Here is a 16,406-nt window from a genome sequence, read left to right as displayed (position 1 = left end):
AGTCGGCCCAGACTGCACCATGAAGGAGGAAGTGTGACCGCGCTCAGCACCGAGGCAGCCAACTTCGGCTGGCTCCTGGACAACTTCGTCCGGACCGTGCCCGGCACTCGCCACACGCTCGTGGTGTCGGCCGACGGTCTGCTCATGGCGATGTCCGAGCAGCTCGACCGCACCAGCGGCGACCAGCTCGCAGCCATCGTCTCGGGCATGTCGAGCCTCACCCGTGGCGCGTCGCGCCAGCTGCGAGCGGGGGAGGTGCGCCAGGCGATCATCGAGATGGACCACCTGTTCCTGTTCCTGATGAGCGTCTCGAACGGCTCCGTCCTCGCTGTGGTGGCGGAGGCGACCTGCGACGTCGGCCTCATCGGCTACGAGATGGCGATGCTCGTCTCCCGTACCGAGGCCACGCTGACGCCGCAGCTCATCTCCGAGATGCGCGGCCAGCTGCCCGTCGACGGCGCCACCCGGGCCCCCGTCGCCTGAGGCCCCCTGCGATGAGCGAACACGTCGAGTACGAGGCCAGAACGGTCCGGCCGTACGCCGTGACCGGAGGTCGCGTGCGCTCGGCACGCTCCGACCTGCCTCTCGAGGCGCTGGTCGAGGTCATGCCGGGTGCCGTGGCCAGCACGGGCCTGACGCCTGAGAAGCGCGCGATCATCCAGCACGCGTCGGCCGGGTACATCTCGGTCGCCGAGCTGTCGGCGCTCCTCCACCTGCCGCTGGGTGTGATCCGGATCCTCGTGTCCGATCTCACCGACGCGAACTTTGTGCGCGTGCACACCTCACAGCCGGTCGAGGTCAACACCGGTGAAAGCCCCGCCCTGTCCCTGAGCGTGCTGGAGAGTGTTCTCAATGGCATTTCCGCCCTCTGACGCCGCCGTCGCCGCTCCGGCGGGGACCGCGGGCGCAGTTGCCCCCACTGTCGTCAAGATCGTCGTCGCAGGCGGCTTCGCCGTCGGCAAGACGACGTTCATCGGCTCGATCTCCGACATCGAGCCGCTCAACACCGAGGCCGCCATGACCGAGCACTCCGTGGGCGTCGACGACGCCGGCGGTGTGTCGGACCGCAAGACGACCACGACGGTCGCGATGGACTTCGGTCGCATCGCGCTCCCCGGGTCGCTGTGGCTGTACCTCTTCGGCACGCCCGGCCAGGACCGCTTCCTCTTCATGTGGGACGACCTGGTCCGCGGCGCGATCGGTGCCGTCGTGCTCGTCGACACCGACCGTCTCGACCAGTGCTTCCCGGCCGTCGACTACTTCGAGTCGCGTGGCATCCCGTTCGTCGTGGGCGTGAACTGCTTCGACGGGATCGCCAAGCACCAGCTCGACGACGTCCGTGAGGCCCTGGCCATCCCCGCCCACGTGCCGGTGCTGTACACCGACGCGCGGTCGCGGGCGGCCACCAAGCAGGCCCTGATCGCTCTCGTGCAGCTCGCCATGGAGCGTCTGCGCCAGCGTTGAGAACGACCCCTGGCGAACGGCCGACCCCCGCGGGGGTCGGCCGTTCGTGCGTCCCCGCACCGGTGCGACGGGCAGCGCCGGGTCAGGATGGTGTCGTGCCCACACCTCGCACGGCCCTCGACGCGGAGGTCCTGCAGGCCCGCGACCCGGCGGCGAGCGTCTACGTGGACGGCTCGGCGCTGTGCCGCTACCTGCCCGCGGCACCGGAGGCACGCGCCTGGGCGGCGTGGGCGGCCGAGCACGAGCCGGGCGCGGTCGTCTCGCGGGTGTCCGTGCTCGAGGCGCGGGTCACCGCCGGGATGCTGGGGCCCGGCGCGGCCGTCGACGTGCTGGACGCCGTGGCCCGCCTGCCGGTCATGCGGTTGTCGGACCAGGTGCTGCGCCGCGCGGTGCTCGCGCCGGGCGCGCTCGGCGCGTTCGCGGCCCTGCACGTGGGTGCGGCCTGCGCGCACCTCGAGGTGCGGGCGATCGCGACGTACGACGCGGCGACGGCGCGCGCCGCGGCCGGCTGCGGGCTCGACGTCGTCACCCCGGGCCGACCACCGGGGTGGTGGCGCTGACGTCTCGGGGGAGACTGACGGGGTGACCACCGACGCCCACGACCCCCGCCTGCACGTCCGAGCGCCGGCCGGCTGGCTCAACGACCCGAACGGCGCCGGGTGGTGGGACGGCCGCTGGCACGTGATGTACCAGTGGAACCCGCACGCCCCGGTGTGGGGCGGCATCCACTGGGGCCACGCGAGCTCACCCGACCTGCTGCGGTGGGAGCACGAGCCGACGGCGCTGACGCCGCGGCCGGGCACGCTGGACGGTGGTGGCGCGTGGAGCGGTGTCGCGGTGCACGACCGCGGTGACGTGGCGCTCGTGTACAGCGCGGTCCGCGAGGAGGCGGTCACCGGCACGGCGGGCGTCGCCGTCGCGCGGCGCGGGCGCGACGGTCGCTGGGTCCAGCCCGACCGCCTCGCGGCGCCGCACCCGGACCTGCCGGGCCTCGTCGAGGTGCGCGACCCGTTCCTCGTGACGGTCGGCGCGCGCCGTCTGGGGATCCAGGGCGCCGGCACGCCGGACGGGGGTGCGGTCCTCGTGTACGACGTCGCCGACCTCGACGACTGGCGGCTCCTCGGGACGCTGGTCACCGCGGGCGACGTGCCCGCGGGGCTCGCCGCACCGGGGCAGGTCTGGGAGTGCCCGCAGCTCGTGCAGGTCGGCGGTGCGTGGGTGCTGCTCGTCTCGTGGTTCGAGCGCGGCGAGGAGCCCGAGCGGCGGGGCGTGACCGCGTACACCGGGCGGCTGGACGTCGCGGGCGACGTGCCGCGGTTCGTCGTGACGGGCTCGACGCCGTTCGACCACGGCCCCGACGTGTACGCCCCGCAGGTCGTGCTCGCGCCCGACGGCCGCGCGCTGGTGTGGGGCTGGTGCGGGGAGGGCCGCGGGTCCGGGGCGGTGGGGCGTCCTGCCGCCGAGGTCGAGGCCGCCGGGTGGGCGGGGGTCCTGTCGTTCCCGCGCGAGCTGGTGGTCGTCGACGGTCGTCCCGTGACCCGACCTGCGGCGGAGCTGGCCGGCCTGCGGGACCGGCCCCTGCCGGTGGTCCGGGACGACGAGGGTGCGGTCCTGGCCACCGACGAGCCCGCCTGGTGGGCGCGCGGCGACGACGTCGAGGTCGCGCTGGTCGACGGCGACGACGCCGCGTCGGTCGTCGTGTGGCAGGGCCGCGGGCCCGCGGAGGTGCTCGTCGACGGGTCGGTGCTGGAGGCCTTCCGTCCCGCGCGGGGTGGCACGACGCTGCGCGTCTACCGGCGCGGTGCGCAGCGCTGGCGTGTCCGCGCCCGGGGCGATCTCGACGTCGCGACCCTGAGACTCCCGCCCGAGGTGTGACAGGCCCGGCACACCGGCCGGCGTGACGACGGAGGGGCGGCGCCGTGCGTGGCGCCGCCCCTCCGTCGTCAGCTGCTCCCGCCCGTCGGTGACCGGTGCGTGAGGTGGAGGTGCGTCAGGTCGCCGGGACGCCCGTGCAGGGCACCGCGCCGCTCGTCGGCGGCGTCCCGCTGCCGATGAACCCGGCCGAGGTCGTGGTCCCGCCGCCGAGCGCGCCGTTCCACGACGCGTTGCTCACCGTCACGGCGCTCCCGGACGCGGCGAACTCACCGGACCAGCCCTGCGTGAGGCTGCCGGGCAGCGTGAACGTCACGCTCCAGCCGCCGAGCGGGCGGGACCCCGCGGTCACGTCGACCTTCGCCTGGTAGCCGCCGGGCCACGTCGCCGTCACCGCGAGGGCGGCGGTGCACGACGCGCCGGGCGGGGCCGTGGGCACGTCGGTCGGCGTCGGTGTCGGGGACGGCGGTGCGGTCGGCGAGGGCGGGTCGGTCGGGTGGGTCGGCCCGGTCGGCGTGGGCGTCGGGTAGCCGGTCGGCGGGCTCGGGGTGGCCGAGGGGTTCCCGGTCGGCGCGGGCTCCGGGCTGGCGTCGGGCTGGATCGGCCGGAACGGCTCCGGCTCCGGGGTCGGTGTGATGCCGTCGACGCTGAGGACCGACGTGACGAGCTGGCTGAGGCTCGCCGCGATCGTCACGTGGTCGGCCGTGGACGGGTGCCAGTGGCAGCCGGTGAGGTCGAGGCCGCCGAAGGCCCAGGGGATCACGCGGTCGTCGCCCGCGGCCAGCCGGTCCTGCGCGATCGCGACCGTGGTGGTGCGGATGTCCGGCGTGTGGTCGGGTGCGCTGAGGACGATGAACGTGTCCGGGCCGTAGCTGCGGCGCAGGCTGTCGACGAAGCCGTCGTACGCGGCGCGGAACTGCGTGCGCAGCGTCTGCTCGCTCCACGGCTCGCCGGCCCCCACGGCCGTCGAGAAGTCGTTGATGCCGAGGCCCACGACGACGACCTGCGGCTGCCAGTCCGCCGGGCGCTGCCACGCGTCCCCGGGCACCGCGAGCAGGGCGCGGTCCGCGTAGGTGCGGAAGCTCGTGCCCAGGTCGCTGCCGGCGTAGTTGCGCACCATGCCGCGCCCGGAGAACGCGTTGACGTGCACGTCCGCGCCGACGGCCCGGCCCACGATCGCGGGGAACGCGGCGTCGGCGTTGGTGGTGCGGTTGACCTCGTCGCCGGTGCACTCGCGGGTCCGCGACTCGTTGCCGTAGCCCGCGGTGTAGGAGTCGCCGTAGAACTCGAGCTGCACCTGTCGGGGCGCCGGCGCCTCGAGGATCTCGCCGCCCGTCCAGGGCACGAACCCGCCGAACGTGCTCGTCGCCCACGGGCTCTCGTTGCGCTTGACGAGCCGGACGGTGTGCTCGCCGTCGGCCAGGCCGGTCACGAACTTCGTGCCCTGGCCCGGCAGGATCCAGTGCGCTCTGCGCCGGCCGTCGACGAACAGGTCGTAGTCCGCGTTGCCGTCGTCGAGCACGACGCCCACGCCCGTGCCGCGGAACCGGCCCTCGAAGGCCACGCCCGGCCAGCTGTAGGCCAGGCCCCCGGACACGGCCTTCACCCGCCCGACGGCGTGGACGGTGTCGGCGATCGGGGCGGGCTGGTCGGCGGCTGCGGCGGGCAGCTGCGTGGCAGCGCCCGTGAGGACGAGCGCGACGCTCGCGGTCAGCGCGGTGAGCGCGACCGCGGCGGGACGTCGGGGACGGTGCACGGCGTTCTCCTGTTCCGGACGCGGGACGCGCCCGGCGTCTTCGTACCCGGGGGACGTGGTCACGCGCCACCGTCGAACCGCTTCATGCCGAGGTCAGGGGGCCGCGACCGCCCTGGTAGTGTCCGCGGCACCGGGAGGGCTGGCTGAGCGGCCGAAAGCGACGGTCTTGAAAACCGTTAGCGCGGTGACCCCGTGCTCAAGGGTTCGAATCCCTTGCCCTCCGCCCGGACCATCCCGCCGAGTGCGGGGGATCGCGTGCGGGCGCGGGGGCTCGGCCCCCCGCACTCGCGCCGCGTCCCCCGCACTCGCGGTGCAGCCGCGCGCCGGGGCGTCAGCTGCAGCTGACCGGCACCGGGGTGGTCGGGGCGGTGCCGGTGGCCAGGAAGCCGTAGGTCGTGGTCGCGCCGGGGGCGAGGGTGCCGTTCCAGGCGGCGTTGCCCACGGTCGTCGTCCCGCCCGACGACGCGAACGTGCCGCTCCACCCGTTCCGGACGCTCCCGCCCGACGGCAGCGCGAACGCCGTGGTCCAGGCCGTGAGCGGGGCGGTCCCGGCGGTCACGCGGACCTCGGCCTGGAAGCCGCCGGGCCACGAGCCGAGGACGGTGAGCGAGGCGCTGCAGGTGCTGGGAGCCTGCGTGGGCTCGAGGGTGGGGGTCGGTGTCGGCTCAGGGGTGGGCGTCGGCTCGACCGTGGGGGTCGGTGTGGGCTCGACCGTCGGGGTGGGCTCGACCGTCGGGGTGGGCTCGACCGTGGGCGTGGGCGTGGCTCCCGGCCGTGCGACGAGCGCCAGCTCCCGCCCGGTGCCGGCGAACCACGGGTCGGCGACTCCGGCCGCGAACGCCTGGTGGGCGGCGGGGGAGGACGTGAACGCCCACGCCTCCTCCTTGAGCTCGTCGAAGTACGTGAGCAGCCGCAGCTGCGGGTACCGGCCGGCGGCGACGTCGGCGAGCATCGTGCGGATCCAGGCCGCCTTGTCGCCGCCGTCCTCGGACGACGCGGTCTCGGCGACGGTGATCGGCTTGCCGGGGGCGAGGCGGGTCGCGGTGCGGTAGGCGTCGCCGATGACACCGTCGAACGACGTCCAGTGCCGGCCCGTCGGGTCCCAGGACGGCCCGTCGCCCCAGTTGTAGCCGTCGATGCCGACCCAGTCGACGTACGCGTCGCCGGGGTAGGCGAGCTCAGGGGCGTTCCAGGACGCGGCAGGGCTCGACGACGCGTTGAACGTCCACACCCACTGCACGTTGGTCGCGCCCGCGGCTGTCACGAGCTCGTGCACGTGGCGGTAGGCCGCGACGTACTCCTGCGGGTCGTTGCCGTTGCGGCTGACGGCCCACGGGTACCAGTCGCCGTTGAACTCGTGGCCCCAGCGCACCAGCACGGGCGTGCCGAGCGACGCGAGCTCGGCGCCGCGGGCGCGGATGTAGGAGTCCCACTCGCCGTCGAGGATCGCCTCGAGGTCGATCTGCGCGGGGTCGGTGACGCCGAGGGTCGGGTCCCACGGCTCCCACGTCCAGTGCGGCAGGATGCCGCGCGACCACAGGGCGCGGGCCTGCGCGACGGGGAACGGGCGCTGGTTGCTCCAGGCCTCGAACCACTGGACGGACGCGGGCTCGACGCCCGCGTCGGCGCGGAAACCGTCGGCCGCGGCCGTGAGCTGTCCGACCTCGCGGAACACGCCCAGGTAGGTGCCGCGGCCGTCGTCCGCGGCGGCGGGAGAGGTCGCGACGGGGGCGAGCGCGGTGGTCGTCACGGCGGTGACGGCCGCGAGCGCCAGGGCGCGCAGGGCGGTGCGAGGACGACTCATGGCGGTTCTCCGCGGGGTCCGGGGCCCCGCTCCGCGTCCGGGGGACAGGCGCGGAGCGGCGCGAGGTAAACGTTGTGATCAGGTGGACGTTGCGACGGTACGAGCGCCGCGCGCGTCACGGCAACGGTTTCAGCGACTCTGAAACGTTGAGGCAGGCAGCTCGGCGTCCGGGGACGTCGAACCGCGGACCTGCAGGTGCGTCTCGATCTCGTGGACGACGCCCTCCCGGCTGGGGTCCGCGATCCGTTCGGCGAGCGTCGCCACCGCCAGCGCCGCGAGCGTGCCCCGCTGCGGGTCGACGGTCGTCAGGCGGGGGTTCGAGAACCTTGCCTCGACCACGTCGTCGATCCCGACGACCGCCACCCTGCCGGGGACGTCGACACCCTCGTCGTGCAGGCCGCGCATCGCCCCGAGGGCGAGCGAGTCGTTCACCGCGAAGACCGCGTCGAACGTCTGCCCCGTCCGGCACGCGTCGACGACCGCTCGGTACCCGGCCTCGTGGTCCCAGAGCGCCACGGTGCGCACCAGCGCGGGATCGAGCGTCCGGCCCGCGGCCGCGAGCGCCTGCCGGTGCCCGTCGAGCCGACGTGCCGCGGACGCGCTCCTCGCGGGGTCCCCGGCGACCACGAGGATCCGGCGGCGCCCGAGGTCGATCAGGTGCGCGGTCGCCTGCCGCGCCGCCTCCTCGTTGGCGAACGTCACGTGGTCGAGCCCACCGCCCAGGCGGCGCTCGCCGAGCACGACCGTCGGCGGCAGCGGTCCGCGCGCCGCCACGTCCTGCTCCTCCAGGGCGACGGCGTTGATCAGCAGTCCGTCCATCACGCTGCGGCGCGGCCCGGCCAGGGCTCGCAGCTCGCCCTCGCGGGTGCCGCCCGTCTGCTCGATGAGCACGGTGAGCCCCCGCTCGGCCGCGACCTGCACCACGAGCGCGCTCAGCTCGTTGAAGTACCCGGACGTCGACAGCTCCGGCACCGCGAGCCCGATGACACCCGTGCTGCCCGACCGCAGCCTGCGGGCGCTGAGGTTCGGCTGGTACCCGAGCGCCGCGACCGCGGCGTCGACGCGCGCGGACGTCGCCGGCGCGACGCGCCCCGTGCGGTTCACGACCTCGGACACCGTCTTGATCGAGACGCCCGCGACCCGCGCGACGTCGCGCAGCGTGGGAGCACCCCGCGGGGTGTCGGCGTCCTGCGCCCGTGCCATCACCGACCTCCCCTCCGCCGCGCCCCGCCATGATGCCGCACGCACCGCGGGCCGTCGGGTGCCGTGCGCGCGACGCGCCGTTCACCCGGACGCTGGACGGGCCGACGCGGCACGGGGGCATACCCTGCCGCCATGGGCCACCCCGATGACGCGGTCCGGCTCGACGACACCGTCGAGCCGACGCCCGCCCCCCGTCAGGTCGCCGCCTGGGCCGCGTGGGACTGGGGGTCGGCGGCGTTCAACGCGGTCGTCACGACCTTCGTCTTCACGGTGTGGCTCACCGGCTCGTCGTTCGTCGAGCCCGGGGCCGACGTCGAGGCCGCGAAGGCGCTGCACAGCCAGTGGCTCGGGTGGGGCCTGGCCGCGGCCGGCCTGCTCGTCGCGCTGACGGCGCCTGCGCTCGGCGCGCTCGCCGACGCCGGCGGGCGCCGTCGCCCGATGCTCGCGGTGATGTCCGCGATCGTCGGGATGAGCGTGCTGGCGCTGTGGTTCGTCGAGCCGGCCGCCGGCGGCATGTCCGACGCCGTGCGGCTCGGGGTCGTCCTGCTCGCGGTGGGCACGATCGCCTTCGAGATCGGCTCGGTCGCCTACAACGCGCTCCTGCTGCAGATCAGCGGCCCGCGGACCATCGGCCGGATCAGCGGGATCGGGTGGGGCGCCGGGTACGTCGGCGGCATCGTGCTGCTGCTCGTGCTGTACTTCGGGTTCATCGAGCCGGAGGTCGGCTGGTTCGGCATCACGTCCGAGGGCGGTCTCGACGTCCGCGTGTCCATGCTCATCGCCGGCGTGTGGTTCCTCGTGTTCGCCGTGCCGGTGCTCGTCGTGGTGCCGGACCACCCCCGCAAGGACCGCGCCGGGCGCGTGAGCGTCGTGGGCGCCTACCGCGCGGTCGGGCGGCACATCGCGCAGCTGTGGCGCGAGCAGCGCTCCACGCTGGGCTTCCTCGTCGCGTCCGCGGTGTTCCGCGACGGGCTCACGGGCGTCTTCACCTTCGGCGGCGTGCTCGCCGCGGGCGTCTACGGGTTCTCCCCGGGTGACGTCATCGTGTTCGCCATCGCCGCGAACGTCGTCGCGGGGGCGTCCACGATCGCCGCGGGCTGGGTCGACGACCGCTTCGGCCCGCGGCGGCTCATCACCGGCTCCCTCGTCGTGCTCGTCGTCGCCGGGTCGGCCGTGTTCTTCCTGCACGACGCGGGTGCGGGCGCGTTCTGGGTCGCCGGGCTCATGCTGTCGGCGTGCGTGGGCCCGGCGCAGTCGGCGTCGCGCGGTCTGCTGGCGCGCCTCGCGGAGCCCGGCCACGAGACCGAGCTGTTCGGCCTGTACGCGACCACCGGCCGTGCGGCGACGTTCCTGGCTCCGGCGGCGTTCTCGATCGCGATCGGGCTCGGCGGTGCGCAGTACTGGGGCGTCCTCGGGATCGTCCTGGTGCTCGCGGTCGGCCTCGCGCTGTTCGTGCTCGTGCGGTTCCCGCACGGCCGCGGCGTCGACGGGCGTCGCGACGTCCTCGCGGGCGTGGTGTGAGCCGACCCGGCAGTGACGTCGGTGTGGTTCCATGCCGGGTGTGACGGCGGCGGGTGACGCGGAGGTGCGCGGCGACGTGCTCGGCACGTGGCTGCCGGACCGGCTGCTGCCCGGCTACGCGACCCTCACGCTTCCCGGCTGGACGCCCGCCGCGGCGGGTCGCACAGCCCGCGCGGTCGCCGCCGGCGGGTCGGCGCCCGTGCTCACGGTGGTGCGCCCCCCGGACCCGCCCGCCGCGCCGGAGGGCGTCGTCGTGCACCTGCACGGCTACAACGACTACTTCTTCCAGACGCACCTGGCCGACGCGTGCCACGCCGCGGGCTGGGCGTTCCTCGGGCTCGACGCGCGCCGCGCCGGCCGGTCTCTGCGACCGGGCGACGTGCCGCACTACCAGGGCGACCTGCGCGAGCAGGCGTCCGACCTCACGCGTGCCGTCGCGGTCGCGCGCAGCACGTGGCCCGGTCGGCCGGTCGTCGTGCACGGGCACTCGATGGGTGGGCTGGTCACCGCGCTGTGGGCGCACGCGCACCGGGCGCGCGGCGGGCCCGACGCCGTCGTGCTGAACAACCCCTTCCTGTCGGTCGAGCGGTCCTGGGTGACGCCCCTGCAGGACGGTGCGCTGCGCCCGCTCGCACGGTCGGCGCCGCTGCGTGTCGTCGGCTCGTCACCGTCGCGCTACGCGGCCCGGTTGGCCCGGCGTTGGGACTTCGACCTCACGCTCAAGCGGCCCGAGGGCGTGCCGGTACGCGCGGGCTGGCTCGCGGCGGCGCGCGCCGGCCAGCTCCGGGTCGCGGCGGGCCTGGCGATCCGGGTGCCGCTGCTGGTCGCGCGTTCGGCGCGGTCGTCGGCGTTCGTCGACGACGGACCGGACGTCGACACCACCGACACCGTGCTCGACGTCACCACCATCGCCGCCCTCGCGCCGCGCCTCGGCAGCGACGTGCGCGAGCTGGTCGTCGAGGACTCCGTCCACGACCTGACCCTGTCGCTCGAGCCGGCCCGCACCACGTACCTGAGCGCCCTGACGGACTTCCTCACCACCCTCGTCCGACCTTGAGGATCTCGCCGGAACCTCGTCGGGTTTCTCCAGATGAACGCGACGCCCAGTCCTGCCGAAGTCGTCATCGGGGTCGACACCACCAGCGCACGCACACCGCCGCGGTCGTGGTCCTGCCGACTGGTCACTCGGGCGTCCTCACCGGCGACCACTGGTCAGGTGCGCCGGCCGTCGGAGTCCTCCGCCGGCGCGTGGGTCGGGATCTGGGGTGTCAGGCGGCGTGGCCGCGCAGGAGGGCGTCGACGCCGTGGGAGAAGCGGGCGAGGGCGCGCTCCGGTGTCGCGGGCGGGCTGCCGAGGAGCTCGATGCTCACGGCGCCGTGCACCGACGTCCACAGGTGGAAGGCCGTGGCCTCGACGTCGTCGCCCCTCAGAGCGCCCGCGGCGACCGCAGCCTCGACGCGCGCGCAGTGGGCGCCGTACGACTGCGCACCGCGTTCCTCGACGGCGGGCATCGGGTCGACGGTGGGCACGATCGGGCTGAACATCAGCAGGTAGTGCGTGCGGTGGGCGAGGGCCCACTCGCGGTAGGCGTGGGCGCCGGCGTCGAGCCGCGCGTACGGGTCAACGATCGTGTCGACCGTGGCGACGGCTGCGTCGAGCTGCTCGTACGCGTCGAGCAGGAGTGCCTGCACCAGGCCCGTCTTGCCGCCGAAGTGCGTGTAGACGCCGATGGTCGAGCAGCCGGCCGCGGCGGCGACGGCCCGGACGGTGAGCGCCGCCCCGCCCTCGCGTGCGAGCAGGTCGACGGCGGCCGCGAGGATCCGGTCGCGGGTCGACGACGACGTCGACGGCCCGACGGTCGGGCGCGGGTCGGGCGTTGACGCGTCGGATGGCACATCACTAAGTTATGCGCATAACGCCGTTATACGCCGCGCCGACGCGGCCCGTCCCACGAGGAGCCCGCGTGCGCCGATCCCGCCCCGTCCCGCTCCTCGTCGCCGTGCTCGTCGGCCCGGTGCTGCTCGGCCTCGCGGGCTGCGCCACGACGTCCGGCACCGCATCGCCCACGGACGTCGGCGCGACCGATGCCGCGGCGCAGAGCCCCGCACCCCTCGTCCTGACGAGCCCCGACCTCGACGCCGACGGCGCCCTGCCGCCCTGGGCGTCGGGGGTGTACTCGACGGTCTGCGACGGCGAGAACCGCTCGCCCGCGCTCGCGTGGGAGGGCGGCCCCGACGACGTCGCGTCGTACCTGCTCACGCTCACCGACCCGGCGCACCCGGACTACGTCCACTGGGTCGTGACGGGCATCCCCGGGGACGTCGACGGCGTGAAGCAGGGCGAGCAGGGGGAGATCGGCGTCGGCGTCGCCGGTCGCAGCTACCGCGGGGACGGCCTCTACGCGGGTCCGTGCGTGCCGGGCAACACGTACGTCTACACGCTGTACGCGCTCGACGAGGCGATCGAAGGCGATGCGTCGACGACGCTCGACGACGCCCTCGCCCTCGTCGACGGCCACGTCCTCGCCGAGGCCACCCTCGACGTCACCCCCACCGCCCCCTGATCCGCGCCCCCGTCCCGGCCCCGTTGCGTCGCGCCGAGCGCGGCACACGATCACCGAGCGCGGCACCAACGAGTACGGCGCTCGTCGATCGAGTACCGCGCTCGCCGATCCGTCTCCTCGGCGGGTGGTCGACGACGGGGCCGGGCCACCCCCACCAGGAGGCGGACCGACCCCGTGCGTCGGACCCTGCGGAGCCGTCAGAACGCGGCGATGATCTCGCCGTCCGGCCAGCGCTCCTCGATGAAGGCGCGGACCTCGTCGGAGCGCAGCAGCTCGTCGAGCGTCGCGAGCGCCTCGTCGCCGGCGTCCTCGGAGCGGAACGCGACGAAGTTGGCGTAGGGGCTGTTCTCGCCGGACTCCAGGACGATCGCGTCCTTGGCCGGGTTCAGGCCCGCCTCGAGCGCGTAGTTGCCGTTGATGATCGCGGCGTCGACGTCCTGCAGGGAGACGACGAGCTGCTCGGGTGCGGTCTCGACGAACTCGAGGTCCTTCGGGTTCTCCGCGATGTCGAGCAGCGTCGGGTCGCCGTCCGTCTCCTCGAGCTCGATGAGCCCGGCCTCGACCAGCAGGTCGAGCGCGCGCGCCTGGTTGCCCGGGTCGTTGGTGATGGCGACGACGCCGCCCGTGGGGATGTCCTCGACCGACCCGACCTTCTCGGAGTAGATCCCGTAGGGCTCGATGTGCACGCCGGCGAAGTGGTCGAACTCGAAGCCGTTCTCCTCGACCTGCGCCTCGAAGTACGGCAGGTGCTGGAAGAAGTTCGCGTCGAGCTCGCCCTCGGCCAGCGCCGTGTTGGGCAGGACGTAGTCGGTGAACTCCTGGATGTCGAGGGCGATGCCCGCGTCGGCGGCCAGCTCGTCCTGCACGAACTGCAGGATCTCGGCGTGAGGGACGGGGCTCGCGCCGATGACGATGGTGGTCGGGCCGTCCGACCCCGTCCCGCCGTCGGACGCGCCGGTGTCGTCGCCGCCCGCGCAGCCGGCCATCACCAGGGCTGCGGCGGACAGGACGGCTGCGGCTCGGGCGGTGCTCTTCATCTCACGGGTTCCTCTCGGGTGTCGCCCACGGGTCGAGGGCGGGTCGGTGGGTCGCGGCTCGCGACGGGTCGGCGTGCTCAGCGGTGGTCCAGGCGGCGCGCGACGGCGTCACCGACCACCTGCACGACCGTGACCAGCACGACGATGACGACGACGGACGTGTACAGCACGACGGGGTCGAAGCGCTGGAAGCCGTAGGTGATGGCGAGGAAGCCGAGGCCGCCGCCGCCGATCGCGCCGGCCATCGCGGAGAACCCGATGAGCGCGATGACGGTGACGGTGAACCCGGACACGATGCTCGGCAGCGCCTCGCGCACCAGCACGGTCCACAGGATCTTCGGCGTCGTCGAGCCCATGACGCGGGCCGCCTCGACCTTGCCCGGGGCGACGTCGCGCACCGCTGTCTCGACGAGCCGCGCGAAGAACGGGATGGTCCCGACGCTCAACGGCACGACGGCTGCCTCCCAGCCGAGCGAGGTCCCGACGATCGCGCGCGTCAGCGGGATGACGGCGACGGCCAGGATGATGAACGGCAGCGAGCGCAGCACGTTGACCACGAACCCGAGCACCTGGGCGACGGGCCGGTTCGGGAGCAGGCCGTCGGCGGACAGCGAGCGCAGGAGCAGGCCCAGCGGCAGCCCGAGGAGCACGGTGACGAGCGCCGACAGGCCCACCATCTGCAGGGTCTCGAGCGTCGCCTCGGGGAGCTTGGCGAGGATGACGCGGTTGGTCGTGAGCTCGGTCCACAGGTCGCCCATCACGCGACCTCCCGCTCGGTCACGGGCGCGGCGAGCGGGTCGAGGCCGGCGGCGCGCAGCCGCGCCACGACCTCGTCCGTGCGTGCCTCGGGGGTGTCGACGATGAGGCGGCCGACGCGCACGCCGGCGAGCGGCTCGACCGTGGCGGACAGCACCTCGACGTCGTCGCCGAGCCCCGCGACGGCCGCGAAGGCCGCGCTCGTGGCGAGGGCGTCGGTGGCGTAGACGGCCTCGACGAGCCGCCGCCGGCCGGACCGGGGGACGTCAGGGACGGGCACCAGGGCGCGGGACAGCGGCGAGCCGACCTCCGTGACGACCTGCGCGAGCGCGCCCGACTGCACGACGCGCCCGTGCTCGAGCAGCGTGACGGCGTCGCAGACCTCGCGGACGACCGCGGGCTCGTGCGTGATGACGACGACGGTGATGCCGAGGCGGTCGCGCAGGTCGCGCACGAGGCCGAGGATCTGGCGGGTGGTCTCCCCGTCGAGCGCCGAGGTGGGCTCGTCGCACAGCAGCACCGGGGGCTCGGTGGCCAGGGCCCGCGCGATGCCCACGCGCTGCTTCTGCCCGCCGGACAGCTGCGCGGGGTACGCCGACGCGCGGTCGCCGAGCCCGACGAGGTCGAGGAGCTCGGCGACGCGGGCGGCGCGCTGCGGTCGCGCGACACCGGCGACCTCGAGCGGGTAGGCGACGTTCCCGGCGATCGTGCGGGAGTCGAGCAGGTTGACGTGCTGGAAGACCATGCCGGTCCGGCGGCGTGCGGTGCGCAGCCGCTTCTCGGGCAGGTCGGAGATCGTCACGCCGTCGACCGTGACCGTGCCGGACGTGGGCCGCTCGAGGCCCGTGAGGCAGCGGATGAGCGTCGACTTGCCGGCGCCGGAGCGTCCGACGATGCCGTGCACCGTGCCGCGCTCGACGGTGAGGTCGATGCCGTCGAGCGCGACGACGTCCCCGGCGGGGGACGGGTAGACCTTGCGGAGGCCTGAGAGCTCGATCACTGGTGGTGGTCCTCGGGGTGGGGCGCGACGACGCGGCCGGGTCGGCGGCGCCGGTGCGGGGAGGGGGACCCGGGGCCGGCGTGCCGGAGCGGGTCAGGGGAGCGCGACGGGCGCGCGGAGGGTCGCGGTCAGCGACACATTCGGGCACGACAGCAGCGGGCGGCGCCGGCGGGAACCGGTCGCGGCGAGCGCGTGTCGAGGGGTGCCATGTCCGTCATGCAAGCACGGTGTCCCGACGCCCGCCCGGCGAGGCTCGACCCGCGAGACGAATGAGGTCAGCAGATGGACGACCGGTGTCGGGCGTCGGTGCAGGTCAGGAGCTGCTCGGGGCGCCTGTGGCCGGGTGGGCGGTGCTGCCGGCGGCATCGGAACCCGACATCGCGCGCGTCCACGTCGTGAGACCCGGAAACGGAAGGTGCACCGGCGCGGTCGTCTTTCCGCAGGTCACTCGAGCAGCGCGTCCCGCAGCGCCGCCACCTCGTCGTCACGCAGCCCGAGCCCTTCACGCAGGTAGCCGCCGAACGTGCCGTGGTGCTCCGCGACGGCGTCGAGCGCTGCGTCGAGGTACGCCTCCTGCACCTCGAGCAGCGGCACCAGCAGCCCCGGGTCCCCACCGACGTCCGCGAACCTCTGGAGGAGCGGCGCGTACATCGCGCGCACGGCGGGGTTCACCGCGAGGTACTCCTCACGCACGGCCGCCTCGTCCACGCCCAGCGCGAGCAGCAGCACCGACGTGCCCCAGCCGGTGCGGTCCTTGCCCGCGGTGCAGTGGTACAGCACGGGCCCGGCCGCCGGGTCCAGGAGACGGCGCAGGAGCGTCGCGTACCCGGCACGTCCCGCGTCGCTCGTCACGAGGTCGACGTACGTTCGCCGCATCGCGGCGGGCGGGTCGAGCGCCGTGAGCACCCGCTGCGCCTCCTGCGGGCGCTGCAGGATCTCGCTCAGGTCCGCGGCGGGGGCGTCCGGGGCCGCCGCGAGGACGTCGGCGTGCACGCCCGTCGCGCCCGCGGGGAGCACGTCGGGCGCCGCCGCACGCTCGGCGGCCGTGCGCAGGTCGACGACGGTCCGCACCCCGAGCCCGGCCACGACCGGGTCGACCGCGACGGCCGGCGCCCGCAGCTCGGCGGAGCGGAACGCGACCCGGCGCCGCACGCTGCGCCCGTCGGCCGTCGTCCGTCCGCCCACGTCGCGCAGGTTCGCCAGTGCGTCCGTGGCCAGGACGTGCGGGTCCGCGGTGGTGACGGCGGCGGCCCGGGCGTCGGGCACGGGCTCGCCGTGCGGCGTCGTCGGCGGGTGCGGGGGCAGCGTGACGTCGTCCACGCCGCCACCCTCGCACACCCCACCCACCCCCACACCGCACCCCCGATCGCCGAGTGCGGGGGAAACAACCCCCGCACTCGGCGACTTCCCCCGCACTCGGCGAAGGAGGG

At 74.7% G+C, this 16,406-nt stretch carries 16 protein-coding genes and 1 tRNA gene; 9 read left to right on the top strand and 8 right to left on the bottom strand.

What is annotated here, in order from left to right:
- Nucleotides 1–33: 33 nt before the first annotated feature.
- From CFLA_RS16030 to CFLA_RS16010, 5 genes are all read left to right on the top strand, one after another.
- Entirely contained in the window at nucleotides 34–483 is a 450-nt protein-coding gene (locus CFLA_RS16030) for a roadblock/LC7 domain-containing protein (protein WP_013118387.1), read from the top strand.
- 11 nt (nucleotides 484–494) lie between these two features.
- A complete protein-coding gene (locus tag CFLA_RS16025) occupies nucleotides 495–872 on the top strand; it encodes a DUF742 domain-containing protein (RefSeq protein WP_013118386.1) in 378 nt (125 codons plus the stop codon).
- Nucleotides 853–1,464 (top strand): GTP-binding protein, encoded by a 612-nt coding sequence (locus CFLA_RS16020; protein WP_013118385.1) that lies wholly within the window; start codon nucleotides 853–855, stop codon nucleotides 1,462–1,464. Before CFLA_RS16025 ends, CFLA_RS16020 begins: the two co-directional genes overlap by 20 nt.
- Nucleotides 1,465–1,559: 95 nt before the next feature.
- Nucleotides 1,560–2,024: a hypothetical protein gene (locus CFLA_RS16015; RefSeq protein WP_245530263.1), complete on the top strand. Its 465-nt coding sequence runs from the start codon at nucleotides 1,560–1,562 to the stop codon at nucleotides 2,022–2,024.
- 22 nt (nucleotides 2,025–2,046) lie between these two features.
- Nucleotides 2,047–3,339 carry a glycoside hydrolase family 32 protein gene (locus tag CFLA_RS16010; RefSeq protein WP_013118383.1) on the top strand — a complete coding sequence of 431 codons (1,293 nt, stop codon included), beginning with the start codon at nucleotides 2,047–2,049 and terminating at the stop codon, nucleotides 3,337–3,339.
- Nucleotides 3,340–3,454: 115 nt separating this feature from the next.
- Here CFLA_RS16010 and CFLA_RS16005 read toward each other — a convergent pair whose 3' ends face one another.
- On the bottom strand, nucleotides 3,455–5,092 hold the full coding sequence (locus CFLA_RS16005) for a cellulose binding domain-containing protein (RefSeq protein ID WP_013118382.1): 1,638 nt from the start codon (nucleotides 5,090–5,092) through the stop codon (nucleotides 3,455–3,457).
- 133 nt (nucleotides 5,093–5,225) lie between these two features.
- Here CFLA_RS16005 and CFLA_RS16000 point away from each other — a divergent pair.
- Nucleotides 5,226–5,315, top strand: a tRNA-Ser gene (locus CFLA_RS16000).
- Between the two features lie 108 nt (nucleotides 5,316–5,423).
- Here CFLA_RS16000 and CFLA_RS19210 read toward each other — a convergent pair.
- A complete protein-coding gene (locus CFLA_RS19210) occupies nucleotides 5,424–6,896 on the bottom strand; it encodes a cellulose binding domain-containing protein (protein ID WP_013118381.1) in 1,473 nt (490 codons plus the stop codon).
- 129 nt (nucleotides 6,897–7,025) lie between these two features.
- Nucleotides 7,026–8,099 carry a LacI family DNA-binding transcriptional regulator gene (locus tag CFLA_RS15990; RefSeq protein ID WP_013118380.1) on the bottom strand — a complete coding sequence of 358 codons (1,074 nt, stop codon included), beginning with the start codon at nucleotides 8,097–8,099 and terminating at the stop codon, nucleotides 7,026–7,028.
- Nucleotides 8,100–8,231: 132 nt separating this feature from the next.
- On the opposite strand from CFLA_RS15990, the gene CFLA_RS15985 reads away from it, so the two are divergent.
- Both CFLA_RS15985 and CFLA_RS15980 read left to right on the top strand, forming a co-directional pair.
- On the top strand, nucleotides 8,232–9,620 hold the full coding sequence (locus CFLA_RS15985) for an MFS transporter (RefSeq protein ID WP_013118379.1): 1,389 nt from the start codon (nucleotides 8,232–8,234) through the stop codon (nucleotides 9,618–9,620).
- A gap of 31 nt (nucleotides 9,621–9,651) precedes the next feature.
- A complete protein-coding gene (locus CFLA_RS15980) occupies nucleotides 9,652–10,677 on the top strand; it encodes an alpha/beta fold hydrolase (protein ID WP_013118378.1) in 1,026 nt (341 codons plus the stop codon).
- A gap of 211 nt (nucleotides 10,678–10,888) precedes the next feature.
- On the opposite strand, the gene CFLA_RS19205 is transcribed toward CFLA_RS15980, so the two are convergent.
- Nucleotides 10,889–11,515 carry a TetR/AcrR family transcriptional regulator gene (locus tag CFLA_RS19205; RefSeq protein ID WP_013118377.1) on the bottom strand — a complete coding sequence of 209 codons (627 nt, stop codon included), beginning with the start codon at nucleotides 11,513–11,515 and terminating at the stop codon, nucleotides 10,889–10,891.
- A 68-nt stretch (nucleotides 11,516–11,583) separates the two neighbouring features.
- Between CFLA_RS19205 and CFLA_RS19200 the strand changes: the two genes are divergently transcribed.
- Nucleotides 11,584–12,183: a YbhB/YbcL family Raf kinase inhibitor-like protein gene (locus tag CFLA_RS19200; RefSeq protein ID WP_013118376.1), complete on the top strand. Its 600-nt coding sequence runs from the start codon at nucleotides 11,584–11,586 to the stop codon at nucleotides 12,181–12,183.
- A 197-nt stretch (nucleotides 12,184–12,380) separates the two neighbouring features.
- On the opposite strand, the gene CFLA_RS15965 is transcribed toward CFLA_RS19200, so the two are convergent.
- The 4 genes from CFLA_RS15965 to CFLA_RS15950 form a co-directional block, all read right to left on the bottom strand.
- Complete coding sequence (locus CFLA_RS15965) at nucleotides 12,381–13,220, bottom strand: MetQ/NlpA family ABC transporter substrate-binding protein (RefSeq protein ID WP_013118375.1); 840 nt, start codon at nucleotides 13,218–13,220, stop codon at nucleotides 12,381–12,383.
- Between the two features lie 77 nt (nucleotides 13,221–13,297).
- Nucleotides 13,298–13,978: a methionine ABC transporter permease gene (locus tag CFLA_RS15960; RefSeq protein ID WP_013118374.1), complete on the bottom strand. Its 681-nt coding sequence runs from the start codon at nucleotides 13,976–13,978 to the stop codon at nucleotides 13,298–13,300.
- Nucleotides 13,978–14,976 (bottom strand): methionine ABC transporter ATP-binding protein, encoded by a 999-nt coding sequence (locus CFLA_RS15955; protein WP_013118373.1) that lies wholly within the window; start codon nucleotides 14,974–14,976, stop codon nucleotides 13,978–13,980. Before CFLA_RS15955 ends, CFLA_RS15960 begins: the two co-directional genes overlap by 1 nt.
- A gap of 444 nt (nucleotides 14,977–15,420) precedes the next feature.
- Nucleotides 15,421–16,296 carry a tyrosine-protein phosphatase gene (locus CFLA_RS15950; RefSeq protein WP_245530262.1) on the bottom strand — a complete coding sequence of 292 codons (876 nt, stop codon included), beginning with the start codon at nucleotides 16,294–16,296 and terminating at the stop codon, nucleotides 15,421–15,423.
- Nucleotides 16,297–16,406: the final 110 nt, after the last annotated feature.

The organism is Cellulomonas flavigena DSM 20109 (assembly GCF_000092865.1).
Lineage (GTDB): Bacteria > Actinomycetota > Actinomycetes > Actinomycetales > Cellulomonadaceae > Cellulomonas > Cellulomonas flavigena.
Note: the sequence above shows the minus strand (reverse complement) of the source record. Positions and strands in the feature narration are given on the sequence as shown.

Bases quoted from the DNA above. Each gene is read 5' to 3' on its own strand.
- CFLA_RS16025 (WP_013118386.1), top strand. From the start codon at position 495: ATGAGCGAACACGTCGAGTACGAGGCCAGAACGGTCCGGCCGTACGCC.
- CFLA_RS16020 (WP_013118385.1), top strand. From the start codon at position 853: ATGGCATTTCCGCCCTCTGACGCCGCCGTCGCCGCTCCGGCGGGGACC.
- CFLA_RS19210 (WP_013118381.1), bottom strand. From the start codon at position 6,896: ATGAGTCGTCCTCGCACCGCCCTGCGCGCCCTGGCGCTCGCGGCCGTC.
- CFLA_RS15990 (WP_013118380.1), bottom strand. From the start codon at position 8,099: ATGGCACGGGCGCAGGACGCCGACACCCCGCGGGGTGCTCCCACGCTG.
- CFLA_RS15985 (WP_013118379.1), top strand. From the start codon at position 8,232: ATGGGCCACCCCGATGACGCGGTCCGGCTCGACGACACCGTCGAGCCG.
- CFLA_RS15980 (WP_013118378.1), top strand. From the start codon at position 9,652: ATGCCGGGTGTGACGGCGGCGGGTGACGCGGAGGTGCGCGGCGACGTG.
- CFLA_RS15965 (WP_013118375.1), bottom strand. From the start codon at position 13,220: ATGAAGAGCACCGCCCGAGCCGCAGCCGTCCTGTCCGCCGCAGCCCTG.
- CFLA_RS15960 (WP_013118374.1), bottom strand. From the start codon at position 13,978: ATGGGCGACCTGTGGACCGAGCTCACGACCAACCGCGTCATCCTCGCC.